11 protein-coding genes, 1 tRNA gene and 4 pseudogenes are annotated in these 13,561 nt (G+C 60.7%); 6 read left to right on the forward strand and 10 right to left on the reverse strand.

The window, feature by feature from the left end; genetic code table 11:
- Positions 1-47: 47 nt before the first annotated feature.
- Positions 48-647: pseudogene (locus tag CX676_RS22975) on the forward strand (IS630 transposase-related protein); the annotation flags it as partial.
- Between the two features lie 117 nt (positions 648-764).
- On the opposite strand, the pseudogene CX676_RS22980 reads toward CX676_RS22975, so the two are convergent.
- The 3 genes and pseudogenes from CX676_RS22980 to CX676_RS14070 all read right to left on the reverse strand — a co-directional run.
- Positions 765-1,457: pseudogene (locus CX676_RS22980) on the reverse strand (IS3 family transposase); the annotation flags it as partial.
- A pseudogene (locus tag CX676_RS22985) lies at positions 1,455-1,652 on the reverse strand (integrase); the annotation flags it as partial. The pseudogenes CX676_RS22985 and CX676_RS22980, both read right to left, overlap by 3 nt.
- Positions 1,653-1,840: 188 nt before the next feature.
- Positions 1,841-2,248 carry a LysR substrate-binding domain-containing protein gene (locus tag CX676_RS14070; RefSeq protein ID WP_198590357.1) on the reverse strand — a complete coding sequence of 136 codons (408 nt, stop codon included), beginning with the start codon at positions 2,246-2,248 and terminating at the stop codon, positions 1,841-1,843.
- Positions 2,249-2,341: 93 nt separating this feature from the next.
- Here CX676_RS14070 and CX676_RS14075 point away from each other — a divergent pair.
- The 3 genes and pseudogenes from CX676_RS14075 to CX676_RS14090 all read left to right on the forward strand — a co-directional run bounded on the left by CX676_RS14075 (position 2,342) and on the right by CX676_RS14090 (position 4,889).
- Positions 2,342-3,468: pseudogene (locus tag CX676_RS14075) on the forward strand (IS3 family transposase).
- Positions 3,469-3,717: 249 nt separating this feature from the next.
- On the forward strand, positions 3,718-4,020 hold the full coding sequence (locus CX676_RS14085) for an EamA family transporter (protein WP_198590198.1): 303 nt from the start codon (positions 3,718-3,720) through the stop codon (positions 4,018-4,020).
- A 455-nt stretch (positions 4,021-4,475) separates the two neighbouring features.
- The gene (locus CX676_RS14090; RefSeq protein ID WP_198590199.1) at positions 4,476-4,889 is read left to right on the forward strand and encodes a hypothetical protein; all 414 of its coding nucleotides are present in this window, start codon (positions 4,476-4,478) and stop codon (positions 4,887-4,889) included.
- 398 nt (positions 4,890-5,287) lie between these two features.
- On the opposite strand, the gene istB is transcribed toward CX676_RS14090, so the two are convergent.
- Positions 5,288-6,052 carry an IS21-like element helper ATPase IstB gene (gene istB, locus CX676_RS14100; RefSeq protein WP_028095139.1) on the reverse strand — a complete coding sequence of 255 codons (765 nt, stop codon included), beginning with the start codon at positions 6,050-6,052 and terminating at the stop codon, positions 5,288-5,290.
- Complete coding sequence (istA, locus tag CX676_RS14105; protein WP_157935855.1) at positions 6,049-7,536, reverse strand: IS21 family transposase; 1,488 nt, start codon at positions 7,534-7,536, stop codon at positions 6,049-6,051. Before istA ends, istB begins: the two co-directional genes overlap by 4 nt.
- A gap of 90 nt (positions 7,537-7,626) precedes the next feature.
- On the opposite strand from istA, the gene CX676_RS14110 reads away from it, so the two are divergent.
- The gene (locus CX676_RS14110; RefSeq protein WP_101753189.1) at positions 7,627-8,202 is read left to right on the forward strand and encodes a hypothetical protein; all 576 of its coding nucleotides are present in this window, start codon (positions 7,627-7,629) and stop codon (positions 8,200-8,202) included.
- A gap of 171 nt (positions 8,203-8,373) precedes the next feature.
- Here the strand turns inward: CX676_RS14110 and CX676_RS14115 are convergent, their stop codons facing one another.
- Together CX676_RS14115 and CX676_RS22585 are read right to left on the reverse strand one after the other, a co-directional pair.
- A complete protein-coding gene (locus CX676_RS14115; RefSeq protein WP_157935945.1) occupies positions 8,374-8,847 on the reverse strand; it encodes a hypothetical protein in 474 nt (157 codons plus the stop codon).
- A 165-nt stretch (positions 8,848-9,012) separates the two neighbouring features.
- Positions 9,013-9,516: a hypothetical protein gene (locus CX676_RS22585; protein WP_157935946.1), complete on the reverse strand. Its 504-nt coding sequence runs from the start codon at positions 9,514-9,516 to the stop codon at positions 9,013-9,015.
- A 226-nt stretch (positions 9,517-9,742) separates the two neighbouring features.
- Here CX676_RS22585 and CX676_RS14120 point away from each other — a divergent pair, with 226 nt between their 5' ends.
- Positions 9,743-10,810: an IS110 family RNA-guided transposase gene (locus tag CX676_RS14120; RefSeq protein WP_101753191.1), complete on the forward strand. Its 1,068-nt coding sequence runs from the start codon at positions 9,743-9,745 to the stop codon at positions 10,808-10,810.
- Positions 10,811-11,171: 361 nt separating this feature from the next.
- Here the strand turns inward: CX676_RS14120 and CX676_RS14125 are convergent.
- From CX676_RS14125 to leuB, 3 genes are all read right to left on the reverse strand, one after another.
- Positions 11,172-11,248 (reverse strand) — tRNA-Pro (locus CX676_RS14125).
- Between the two features lie 96 nt (positions 11,249-11,344).
- Positions 11,345-12,334 (reverse strand): DMT family transporter, encoded by a 990-nt coding sequence (locus CX676_RS14130; protein WP_101753192.1) that lies wholly within the window; start codon positions 12,332-12,334, stop codon positions 11,345-11,347.
- Between the two features lie 29 nt (positions 12,335-12,363).
- A complete protein-coding gene (leuB, locus tag CX676_RS14135; protein ID WP_101753193.1) occupies positions 12,364-13,491 on the reverse strand; it encodes a 3-isopropylmalate dehydrogenase in 1,128 nt (375 codons plus the stop codon).
- Positions 13,492-13,561 lie beyond the last annotated feature (70 nt).

Raw genomic sequence — 13,561 nt, forward strand, 5'->3', positions numbered from 1 at the left:
ATTCCCATGTGTCATGATCTGTGGTTCACCTTTGTTGGAGGTGGATGATGGGCAAATCGCTGTCTTTGGATATTCGCGAGCGGGTTGTGGCGCTGGTTGAGGACGGCGCCTCCTGTCATGAGGTGGCGCGTCGTTTTCGGATCTCGGTGGCGAGCGAGGTGCGGATCATGCAGCGCAGGAAGCGAACTAGACCGTTGCCGTCCTGCGTCAGGGCCGGCCTCGGTAGAGCAAACTGGATCGGGTTTCGTACTGGCTCAGCGCGCGGGTCGAAACTGCGCCAGACATTACGATGCCAGAGCTGGCGGAGGAGTTGGAGAGGACGCCGGGTGCGGGCGACACCCACCATACTCTCGTGCCACATGATCCACCGTCTTGGCTTCACTTTTAAAAGAAGTTCGATCGCGACGAAAAGATCGCGCAAGCGGGTCCGCGCCGCGCGATACGACTGACGGCACCGGCGGATGCCGGCGATGCGCCGTGAGCCGCACAGGCTGGTCTTCATCGATGAGACGGCTGTCACCACCAAGATGACGCGCCTGCGCGGACGCTCCGCCCGCGGCACCAGGCTTGACGCAGACCCCTCTTTCGGGCACAGGTGCACCCGGACCTTCATTGCCGGGTTGCGGTTGGATGTGGAGTGCGCCCCTGCGGGTGGAGAGGATCATGGGGCGTTTTTGACCATGGCGCGGGCGTAGCATTCTTCGAACTGGGCGGGGCTGAGTTACCCCCAGGGCTGAATACAAGCGGCGGCTCTTGTAGGCTTCGATGAACCGGGGGACACCGACTGCGACCTCCTCATAGGTTTCATATTCCATCAGGTAGGCATCTTCCACCTTGAGCGTCTTCATGAAGCTCTCGGCCTTCGCGTTGTCGTACGGATTTCCGTGCCTGCTCATCGACCCGAAGAACCCATGCGCATCGAGAATGGCGCGATGCAGCTCCGACGCATATTGCGATCCGCGGTCCGTGTGGAAGACGCAGCCGGGCAAGGGGCGCCGCTCCGCGATAGCGTTTTCGAGCGCCTTCGCTGCCAGGCGGGCATCGATTCCGCGGCCGACGGCATGGCCGACGACGCGCCGCGACCAGGCGTCGAGGATCAGCGCGGCATAGGCGAAGCCTCCTTGGATGGCGATGTAGTTCAGATCGGCCTCCCAGAGATGATCTGGGCCATGAACCTCGAGCTTCTTGGCAGTGAACGGAAAGATCGGACCGCCATGATCGCTGTCGGTCGTGCGGACGAAACGCCGCCGCCGCCGCGGGTTCAGTTCGTTCTCCTTCATCAGCCGCCGCACCTTCTTTGAGTTGACGACGATGCCCCGGTGGTGGAGCTCTGCGCCGACACGGCGGTAGCCGTAGCCGTCGAACTCGTCGGTGATCGTCCGAATTTCCGCGATGATTGCTGTGTCGCCGGGCTTGGGACCGGGATCGGCATAGAAGCTGGACCGTGCGACGCCCATCAACTCGCATCCCCCCAACTTGCTGTCGATGGCCAGATTGAAAAGCGCGAGGTCGCGGACATTGTTTTCGATCTCGAGGCGAACACGGATCGCCCAGACATGCTTTGGCAGCAGGGGCCGTTTCTGTCCGACGATTCGGCCTTTGTTCCAGGTTGGGCGGCAGGCGCGTATTGCAGGCAGGTTTTCAATGGCCATGGCGAATCCTCCGATCCGCCAAGCCCACCTCGTCCTCGGCAAGGTGCCGACAAGCCAGCATAACATTGTACGGGCGCGGAATTCGGCCGCTTAGAGTCCATCCAAGACATTCGCATCATGCTTGGAGCGGCATTGGTCAGCCGGAAATGGTGTCGGAACTGATGCTCAATATTTCGTTTCGAAGCCAGTCACGCAACGCACTGATGCGTGGGTCGTCTGCGTCGCCAGCTCGATATACCAGATACCAGGTCGTAACCGCGCCCGGCGGGCAGCGTGATTTCGGGAAAAAGCGCCGCCAGTCTCCCTGCAAAAATTTCATCTGTCAAAAGGGCGCTGCGCCCCAGCGCTACGCCTTCGCCACGCAAAGCGGCTTCGATGACAAGACTGCCGTGGCTGAGCGTCGGCCCCTTGCGATGGTGCCCTTCAACGTCTGCGGTGGCGAACCATCGCTCCCAGTTTGGCAGGCGGCGGCCATCGTGAAGCACCCGCTCCTCCCAAATCAGGTTGCAGGCCAGCAAGTCGGCGGGGGTGGCGATGCCTCCCACGCGCGCCCGATAGTCTGGCGCGCAGACAGGCCCGATTGTCTCGTCCAGCAGGCGTTCGCTAGCTGCGCCGGGGTAAGGCCCGTTGCCGTGATCCTCCCCCTGTGAAGTGGTCCGCCGTTATTATGAGGAAACGGAGGATCAGAGATGGCAAACAAGCGACCGAAGCCGGAAGAGATTGTGTCGAAATTACGGCAAGTTGAGGTTCTGATGGGACAAGGTTTATCCCGTCTGGACGCGATCCGGCGGATCGGGATTGTCGAACAGACCTATTACCGCTGGCGCAAGCAGTATGGTGGAATGGGCGTGGATCAGTTGAAGGAACTGAAGCGTCTGCAGCTTGAGAATGATCGCCTCCGACGCGCGGTGTCGGATCTAATGCTGGACAAGCTGATTTTGACCGAGGCTGCAAAGGGAAACTTCTGAGCCCCTCGCGCCGCGGGGCCTGCATTGATCATGTTCGAGGTGAATTGGACGTGTCCGAGCGCCGTGCCTGCCGGGTGCTGCAGCAGCACCGCTCAACGCAGCGCAAGCTGCCGAGAGGCCGGGCGGATGAGGACCGGCTGGTGGCCGACATGATCGAACTGGCGCGGCAATATGGCCGTTATGGTTATCGCCGGATTGCCGCGCTTCTGCGTGATGCCGGCTGGCTGGTGAACGACAAGCGTGTGGAACGCTTGTGGCGGCGCGAGGGGCTGAAAGTGCCAATGAAGCAACCGAAGAAGGGGCGGCTCTGGCTGAACGACGGATCCTGTGTCCGGCTGCGTCCGGAATACACAAACCATGTTTGGAGCTAAGACTTCGTGCATTCCCGGACCGATGACGGCAAGGCGTTCCGGGCGCTGAACATCCTGGACGAGTCCAGCCGTGAATGCCTGACCATCAGGGTGAAGCGCAAACTGAACTCGGCCGACGTCATCGATGCGCTGATAGATCTGTTTATCATGCGTGGGATTCCAGCTTTCATCAGGTCTGACAACGGCCCCGAATTCGTAGCCCAGGCCGTCCGCGACTGGATCGCCGCCGTCGGGGCAAAGACGGCCTATATCGAGCCGGGGTCACCTTGGGAGAACGGCTACTGCGAGAGCTTCAACGCCCGGTTCCGCGATGAACTTCTGAACGGCGAAGTTTTCTACAGCCTCCGTGAGGCGCAGATCCTGATCGAGGAATGGAGGAAGCACTATAACACGAAGCGTCCGCACGGCGCATTGGGCTATCGCCCACCAGCCCCGGAAACCATCGTCGCGATGGACCGTGCGCCGGTCATGCACTAACAACCAAACTGGACCACTCGAGTGGGGCCGATCAGGGGGTGACGTTTAACTCTGCTGCCGCCAACGCCATGCTGAGCAACCGTCCGCTTGCTTCGAAGGCCCGAAGCGTCTGGAGCGGCGGGGGCAGCGCAGGCATGGCGAACCTCATGATTGATCGAAACGCAATCATAGCAGGAAAAATGATCGTTTGTCAGTTGGGCATGTGTCGCGCCATAGGTGATCGAAACGCAACCAATAGCTCGGGCAGCCATGTCCGACGCCGCGATCACGCCAGCACCACTCAATGTGAGCCGCATCACTTTGCTCAGCGTGGCCGGGATGCTGCTTTTGGCGGTGATCTGGGGGCTATCCATCCCGATCACGAATCTCGGCCTTGAAACCATGCCGCCGATGGTGTTGACCGCCCTGCGGTTTGGTGTTGCCGTGCCCTTCCTGCTTCTCTTTGCGATCGGGCGTCACCGCATTCCCCTACGCGCCGCGCACAAGGTCGCCCCCCTTCTTTTGTGGCGGTCGCACCAACAAGGGTTCTGTACTGGATCATACGGGCTCTGATCGAACTTGAAGTTGGAAAGCAACTTAGACCGGATGACTGTTTTGGGGAAACTGCAATGCAGCACCGCGTCCTTATATGGATGGCAGGTTTGGGCCGACATTGCCCGGACCGAACAAAACTCCGCCGTCATGATAACCTGTCAGGCGCTCGTCACCGACAGTTCAGGCGCAAGCGATAATCTTCCGGCAAAATAAGTCAGCTTCGCTGCCGCAAAGGGCTCATAATGACAATCGAGGAAGACTTGTGTGGCAATTCACAATCGGTGTGGATTGCAATGATATTTGTCCATTCGCACAGCATAATTTTAATAGCTTAGCGCCTTTCCTATTTGCGAAAATGACCTCTACTGCCAGCGAATCTGTCCTTTTCGAACGTTCGACGAGGTCGATGTTTCTGTTTGATCGTCGTTACGCACCAATAGTCTGCCAAATGGGATGCTAGGATCCGCGCACTCGTGCGGCCTGATCCGCAGCGGGTGATCTTCCGTATCATCAACCTCGCCCTTTCCCGCCGGGCAATCGACTGCGGTGAGGGTGAGGTCGACATTGCCTCTCTGGCCAGCTTCGGTGGTGTTGGCGAAGGTCGGATTCGCAACATCCTTTCCAGCTCCGACAGCGAGCTCGAGAAGATCGGCCAGAGTATCACTGCGCGTAGCGCCGCCGCCTGGCTGAAGGGGCGTAAGAAATATTTTGTCTCCATCTGGCAGATGCCCGACGAAGTAGCCCCTACCGCGCCAAGCCCGGACTTCGTTGATGAGGTGATCTTCCTGCCTCAGGCTGCGGACGGCAGCTACTTCCATCCGGGGCTCATCCGGGCGGGTAGCTGTCGTCAAGCTCGGCCATCTTTCTCCTCAATGCGGCCAGCATGATGGCTTCGATTTCGTGAAGCCGCATACCATGCTTTTGTGCCAGTTGACCAACGAGCCAATAAATCTCTGGGTCCTTTGGCCCATAGAGCGGCCAGTCGTCCAGTTCATGGTTGTCGGGATGATCAGATGGTGTGATTCAGTGTCCTTTGTGCCGTCATCGCATGTCTTGCGTTCGCACAACAAACGTCTCCGGGCATGAGGTCGCGAGATCGTTGGTCGACGGTAGCTTGTTCTCCGTCTGCTCGTCCGCTCAATTGGTCAACAAACGCGGCAATATTGTCAACGGCGGAGCAAAAACCGGCCACGGGGCGGCGCAAAAGCAGGCCACTTTCTTGCGCGCTTGAGCCCGCCGGGAGGGCGTAGCCCGAGCGGCGGGCTCAAGCGCGCGTTGCGGTTTTCTATGGGGTCTGGCCGGCGTTTCGGGCCCGACTTTGCGCGAGCCTGTAGCTCTCGCCATTCATCTCGAGGATGTTGACGTGGTGGGTCAGGCGGTCGAGCAGAGCGCCGGTCAGCCGCTCTGTTCCGAAGGTCTCGGTCCATTCGTCGAACGGCAGGTTGCTGGTGATGAGCGTGGCGCCGCGCTCGTAGCGTTGCGAGATCATCTCGAAGAGTAGCTCGGCGCCGGTCTTTGACAGAGGCACGAAGCCCAGTTCATCGATGATGAGCAGTTTGACCGAAGCCAGCTGCTTCTGGAGCCGCAGGAGGCGGCGCTCGTCGCGGGCTTCCATCAACTCGTTGACCAGTGCCGCGGCCGTAGTGAAGCTGACCGACATTCCTTTCTGACAAGCGGCCAGTCCCAGCCCCAGAGCAACATGCGTCTTGCCCGTGCCACTCGGTCCGAGCGCAATGACGTTTTCGCGCCGCTCGATCCATTCGCAACGGGCAAGGTCCAGCACCTGCATCTTGTTGAGCTTCGGGATCGCCTTGAAGTCGAAGCTGTCCAGGCTCTTCTTGGCGGGGAACTTTGCAACCTTGATCCGGCGTTCGATCATCCGTCCCTCGCGGTCGATCAGTTCCAGTTCGACCAGTCGGGCGAGGAACTGGACGTGGTCCAGGCCCTCGGCTGCACATTGGCGCGCCAGCTTCTCGTGCTCCCGCAAGAAGGTCGGGAGCTTCAGCGTCTTCAGGTGATGAGCAAGCAGGATCTGCGGCGCACCGGTCATGCCGCGTCTCCCGACAGCAGAGACATGTAGCTTGCCGCCGAGGTGGTCCCCACGTTGGCCCGCGGCAGGTAGGGATAGACATCGAGGTCCAGCTTCGGCGGCCGTTTCTCAACATGGCAGAGAGCGAGGTGCTTCACGGCATCGAAGCCGACAGCGCCCAATTGCAGGGCCTTCTTCACGGCCGCGTGGAGATCATCGATGTCGAAGGTTTCCAGCAGGCGCAAAACCTGCACATATTCCCGGCGTCCCGCCTTGATCATCCGCGCCTCCATCAGGCGGCGCAGGGTTGCGAACTCCGGCGGCAGGTTCCATTCGGCAAGAGGCGCGGCCTGATCCAAAGCATTGATCTTCCTCTCGATGAGCGGGAGGTAATGCACCGGATCGAACACCATGTCCTCGCGGTCATAGCAGCGGGGGTGGCGTGCGATGAGCTCGCCACCGCAGCCGATCACAACCTCGTCGACATAGCCCCTGATCCAGACATCGCGGTGGCCGTAGGCGACCGGCACCGAGTAATCGTTGGTCTTGTAGCGCACCAGCGCTTGGGAACTGACTCGCCCGGTGGCTTGGTCGCAGGCATCGAACGGCGCGGGTGGCAGATCAGACATCACGACCAGATCTCGCACGAGGCGTTCCCCGATGGTCTCGGACTGGCCGCGCAGAACATCCGCCTGACGTTTGCGACACTGCTCCTCCAGATAGGCGTTGAACGAAGCCCAACTCACAAACCGCGGGACCGGGACCATGAAGTTGCGGCGGGAATAGCCGACCAATCCTTCCGCGTTGCCCTTGTCGTTCCCCTTGCCGGGGCGGCCATAGCGGTCTCGGAACAGGTAGTGGGACAGGAACCCGCTGAAGAGCGTGGCCCGCTGACGTGTGCCGTCCGCCAGGATCTTCGCAACAAGACAGCGATCGTTGTCGTAGAGGACCGATACCGGCACCCTGCCGAAGAAGGCGAAGGCGTGGACGTGGCCGTCTACCCAGGCTTCCGCTGTCGCCGCGGGATAGGCGCGCACGAAGCAGGCATCACTGTGCGGCAAGTCCATAACGAAGAAGTGCGCCTTCTGCTCGACGCCGCCGATGACGACCACAGCCTCGCCGAAGTCGGCCTGGGCATGTCCTGGCGGATGGGCTAGCGGCACGAAAATCTCTCGGCCGCGCCGCTCGCGCTCCCGCATATAGTCCTTGATGATCGTATAGCCGCCGGTGAAGCCATGCTCATCGCGAAGCCGCTCGAATACCCGCTTCGCCGTGTGCCGTTGCTTTCGATGGACCTCGCGATCCCCCTCCAGCCAGCCATCGATGATCTCGGTGAACCCATCCAGCTTCGGCCGCTTCACCGGCGCCGTCCGCCGGTATCCAGGCGGAACCGAGAACGCCAACATCTTCCGAACGCTGTCGCGGGAAACACCAAACTGACGCGCAGCCTCGCGCTGGCTCATGCCTTCTGAACAAGCCAGGCGAACCTTCCGATACAAATCCACGGTGAAAATCCTCCCGCCCTCCCTGTCGCCAGAAAGGGTAAAGGTGGACGACTTTTACGCCGCCCGCAGCGGGCTCATCCCGCCGCTACCGTGGTCGACTTTCTCACCGCCGTTCTCACCCACGAAGCTGGCGCAGGCCTGTACTTGAGCCTTTGCGACATGCGAGAGCAGGTTCTGTTCGCAATGCTGGTGTCGATCTTTCATCGTTGGGAAAAAGAGCTTCGTGACTGGTTAGTCCGAGAGATGCGCCACTGGATTCGGGACGAAACAGCATTTCGCCGAGTCTGGTCTTCCAGCTTTGTTGAGATTCTAAATTTGTTGAAAGACATCGGCCTGGACGTTCGATCAAAGCCATATTTCAAGGCGCTGGATGGGTGTCGTCTTGTGGTCAATGTCCACAAGCACGGCGACGGCAAGTCTCTGGACGACTTGAAGAGACAGTATCCTGAACTGATCGCGTCCGAAGGCGAGATAACGGAAAATAGTGGGGCTGCATTGTCTTGGAAAGATCATTCCAACCTTCACATTTTCGCAGAACAGTTTGAGGCTGGATCTGATGCCATCGTCCAATTCTGGAACGATGTGCCTGAATGCATCACCTTAGGTGAGATAAAAAAGCTGCCCAAATGGCTGCTTGATGCGGCGCCGAGCATTAGCGTCAAATGACAATCTATCGACGATGTGGTGCGTAAGCTATAGCTTTTGCAACATCAAAAAAACCAAGCAAATTCGGCAATGGGAATGGCACATAAGTCCGGTGCGCATTCAGGCGTCCGTTTCGGGGAAGCTGCGGCGCAGCAACGCAGATCTCGGCAGAGGTCAGCTCAGGGCCGATGGCTACAGTCCAAACTCCATCGCGCCGAGGAATGCTTCGAACCCCTCAGTACGCTCCGCGTCCTTGTAGGCTTCATTCAGCACGAAGAGCGCAGCTTCCATCAACTGGGTATCACGGTGGTTGTCGTGCTTTTTGTCACCATGAAACAAGTTATTTCGAGCGGTTTTGATACTTTGGAAGAGGCTTTCTGTGTCGTTTGGTACAATAGGGTTTCCTGACCAATCCACGCCACCATCGTTGGTTGTGACGAGGTGATCTGGAGGTGCCTTGAAGTATATCGAGGCCTGATCGGACCCTACCATTTTGGGAAAGAACTCTTGCGGTAGGCGCTGAGCGAAAGTGTGCCAAGCGGCATCCGGGTAATCCTCCCTCCGAAATCCGCCTTTCTTCATTGCATACTCGAAACGGCTAAATACGGCCAGGAGATTATATCCTGCTTCAGACAGTCTAGGCCGATAGTATTCTTCAAGCGTCATCCACTGCCTCTAGGATTTGATGTGGGAGTGTACAAACTCACCCTTGTGAGATTGCGGTTTTTCTTGACGGCGGGCAATGTCTGCTATCGTATTTTGCGGGCGCAGCAAACTTCAGAGGAATCGAAGGCAGGTATGGGCCGGCCACTGCCGTCCACACTTGTGCCTCTACCAGTTGCGCCAGCGCAGCCCCATAGTCGCTGCAACGGATTCGGGGCATCCAGCTTGTACGCGCCCTCGAAATGCGCGCACCGAAATGCCATTCTCAAGCGCGATTTTCTCCCATTCGTCATCCGGATTGGGGGAGATGTTTCGCGTGCCTTCAGTCGCAGCCCGCTCCCCTGACCAGCCGCGCTTGAGGCGTGCTTTGAATGTGCTAAAAGCTATCCCGTTTTCTTCCGCGACCGGCCAGGCAGGTAGGCCATTGTCCAACTCGGCCAGACTGTCTCTTTTCCGATTTTCAAATGCACCTCGATCATACGGAAACGCTGAGTGCTCGCACTGAACTGTCCACAGCTTCGTGCCATCCGCCGCAGTCACAAAATCGACAACTCCGGCATCCTCAAGCGGTAGCGGTACGAGACCGTAGCGACGGCACAACCACCAAGCATCTTCTTGGCTGGATGCCTTTCCAATAACTTTGCCGCCTAGAGGCGCTACCGAATGGATCATACTTTCCCTACTTCTACAGCCAAGCCCTCGACTACAAGGTGGCTTTGATCCTCTTGTTCGTAATAATCACTGCGACCACGCCAGAAAAGATAGAACGGCGGCTTTTTGATGCTGCATTGCGGTAGTTGGCGAGAATGGCAATGGCCGCTAATGGGATGTGCCGGCTGCTTCCCCCACCGTTGGGTTATCCTGAACCGGGATCATCCGCGCCAAAGGAGAAGCAGCCATGTGTGCGAAGAAGACAGGAAGCATTGAAGACCTGGCAGTTGTCGGCATCGACATCGGCAAGGATACCTTCCACCTGGTCGGTTTCGACCGCTCGGGTCAGGTGGTTTTGCGCAAGCAGATCAAGCGGCTCGCACTGGACGCAACGTTCGAGACGTTGCCACGATGCGTGGTCGGGATGGAGGCCTGCCTCAGCGCCCATTTCGTCAGCCGAAGGCTGCGCGACTTGGGGTTCGATCCGCGGATCATTCCGGCGATCTACGTGAAGCCGTTCAACAAAGGCCAAAAGAACGACTACAACGATGCGGAGGCGATCGCCGAAGCCTCCCTGCGGCCGAACCTTCGGACGGTGACGGAGAAGAGCCAGGACCAGCTCGACCTTCAGGCCCTGCACCGGGTTCGGTCTCGGCTCGTCTCGCGACGTACGGCAACGATCAACCAGATCCGGGCTTTCCTGATCGAACAGGGGATCGCGGTCCGCAGCGGGCTCCGCGCCTTGCGGAATTCCTTCGAGACGATCCTCGAACAGCGGCGCGACGAGATCTCTGCCCGGATGCGGAATATCCTGATCGGGCTTTACGGCGACTGGCTCTGGCTCGATGACCGGATTGCCGCCGTATCAACCGAGATCGAGGAGATCAGCCGTACGGAAGAGAACTGCGCGAACATCATGTCGATCCCGGGTATCGGACCGATGATTTCGACGGCCATGGTCGCGGCGGTCGGTCGGGGCGAGGTCTTCGACCGGGGCCGCGACTTTGCCGCCTGGGTTGGGCTGGTGCCCCGACAGTTCAGCACGGGCGGGCGTACGATCCTCGGACGGATCACCAAGCGGGGAAGCCGATACCTGCGCATGCTCTTCGTGCAGGCCGCCAAGGTGATCATGATGCGCCCCCACCGTTGGCAGGCGTTCAGCTTCGGAGCCTGGCTCGAACGCGCCGCATCCCGAATGCCCAGGAACAAGGCTGCGGTTGCCCTGGCCAACAAGCTGGCCCGCACGGCGTGGAGCATCCTGCGTCACGGCACGCGGTTCGACACCCCCAGAGATCCGACCATGGAAGCAATCTGACAGCCTCCCGGTCACCACGGAGTTCGCGAAAGAGGACAGCATGGAACGGAGAAACTACGCCCCCAGAGTCTGACGGCCCTTTAGGTCATTATCGACCTTGCCGCTAATGAGACCAAGGTGCGTGCGTAACCCCATCGAGGCCACGGCCCGCGAGCCGACAAACAGGCCGGATACATATGAGCGATTTCCGAAGACGCGCCGATTTCTCAATTGCGAACAGCAGCCGGCACATACAAAAGGGCCGACAGTGACCATGGCCCGCACCCCGATACAAAGCCACCAAACAGGTCAGCTCCGTTGCCCCAAAGGACAAATATCGTCCCAAAAGGCCAAATTACATGGCAATTCACAATCGGGAATCTGGTCGGAGCGAGAGGATTCGAACCTCCGACCCCCTGCTCCCGAAGCAGGTGCGCTACCAGGCTGCGCTACGCTCCGACCGTGGAGGGGCAGGTAGCGCGGGGCAGGCGGGAATGCAAGGGCAAACTGGCAGAATTTGCCGTTGGCGGCGCGGGGGTAGGCGGGGTGCGGGCCTTACTTCTCGTCCGCGGACTCGCCCGCGGCGGCGCGGCCGGGCCAGAGGCGTTGCAGCAGGATCGATTTCGGCTGGGTGACCGTCTCGGGCCGCATCCGGGCGGCGATCACCGGCTGGTTGCTCGAGGTGCCGCTGCTGCCCTCGCGCCGGACGATATAGACGCCCGAGGCGATGATGATGACCGTGCCGATCAGCGTGCTGGCATCCAGCCCCTCGTCGAAGATGAACCAGCCGAAGATCGTCGCCCAGATGATCTGGGAATATTGCATCGGCGCGACCACGGCGGCCTCGCCCCGGCGATAGGAGACGATGACCAGGAAGCCGCCGATCAGGCCGAGGACCGAGATCATCCCGGCGAGCGTCAGGTCTCCCAATGGCATCGGCTCGTAGGCCAGCGCCAGCATCGCCCCGGTCAGCACGAAGTTCCCCAGCATCGGCCAGAGGATCAGCACCACCGCGCGCTCGGATGAGCCGAGCTTGCGCACGATCACCGCTGCCAGCGCGCTGGCCGAGGCGCCGGCCAGTGCCGCCAGGTGCCCGGCGGCAAGATCGGCCTGCCCGGGGCGCAGCACGATCATCACCCCGGTCAGGCCGACGATCACCGCCGCCCATCGGTGGATGCCGACCTTTTCGCCGAGGATCGGGATCGACAGCACCGTCACCATCAGCGGCGTGGCGAAGAGGATGGCATAGACCTGCGCCATCGGCAGCTGCGAGAAGGCGAAGAAGCCGCAGAGGCCGGCGATGACCACGCAGACCGAGCGCACGGCGACCCATCCGGGCTGGACGGGCCGCAGCGGCTTTTCGCTGCGGTCGCTGAGCAGGATGACCGCGACCAGCGGGAAGGCCAGCAATTGCGAGAAGAACAGGATCTGGTGCGAGGGGTATTGCCCGCCCAGTGCCTTGATGATCGCGTCATGCGTGGCATAGACCGCCATCGCGCCAAGCGCGATCAGTGCGGCCTGCGCATTGTTGCTGCCCCCCGCCATCCCGGCCTCCGCTTTGTCCGTGGTGGGGATCAGCGCCCGGCGGACAGTGCCGCCAGAACCGCGTCGCCCATGCCCGAGGTCGAGACCGGCACGCCGCCCTCGGGGCCCATCAGGTCGGCCGTGCGCACGCCATCGGCCAGCACCTGTTCCACCGCCCGCTCCAGCTCGGCCGCCGCCTCGCCCTCGTCGAAGGAATAGCGCAGCGCCATGGCGAAGCTGAGGATGCAGGCGATCGGATTGGCCTTGCCCTGCCCGGCAATGTCGGGGGCCGAACCGTGGACCGGCTCGTACATGGCCTTGGGCCGGCCATTCTCCATCGGCGCGCCAAGCGAGGCCGAGGGCAGCATGCCGAGGCTGCCGGTCAGCATGGCGGCAGCGTCCGACAGCAGGTCGCCGAACAGGTTGTCGGTCACGATCACGTCGAATTGCTTGGGGTTGCGTACCAGCTGCATCGCGCCATTGTCGGCATACATATGGGTCAGCTCGACATCGGGATATTCGTTGTCATGGACCCACTGAACCTCCTCGCGCCAGAGGATGCCCGATTCCATCACGTTGGCCTTCTCCATCGAGCAGACCTTGTTGCTCCGCTTGCGTGCCAGTTCGAAGGCCGAGCGCGCCGCGCGCCGGATCTCGCCGCTGGTATAGCGTTGGGTGTTGATGCCGACGCGGCCACCCTCGTTCTCGGGATTGTTGTCATCGGCATGGATGCCGCGCGGCTCGCCGAAATAGACGCCCGAAGTCAGTTCGCGCACGATCAGGATGTCGAGCCCGGCCACGACCTCGCGCTTCAGGGACGAGAAATCGGCCAGCGCATCAAAGCATTGCGCCGGGCGCAGGTTGGCGAAAAGGTCCATTTCCTTGCGCAGGCGCAGAAGGCCGCGCTCGGGCTTCACGCTGAAATCCAGGACGTCGTATTTCGGGCCGCCGACCGCGCCCAGCAGCACGGCATCGACCTCTTGTGCCTTTGCCATGGTCGCATCCGTCAGCGGCGTGCCATGGGCGTCATAGGCGGCGCCGCCGACCAGATCGGTGCTGATGTCAAAGCTCATGCCGCGATTGGCCTGAAACCAGTCGATGACCCGTGTCACCTGCTCCATCACCTCGGGGCCGATGCCGTCGCCGGGCAGGATCAGAAGGGAATAGCTGTCGGACATCGCGGCCTCCTCGCATTTTCGCTGTCGTCGATCCCCTATGCCCGGCTTGCCTCGCGGTCAAGTTCACGCC

It is taken from the genome of Paracoccus zhejiangensis (assembly GCF_002847445.1).
GTDB classification, from domain to species: Bacteria; Pseudomonadota; Alphaproteobacteria; order Rhodobacterales; family Rhodobacteraceae; genus Paracoccus; species Paracoccus zhejiangensis.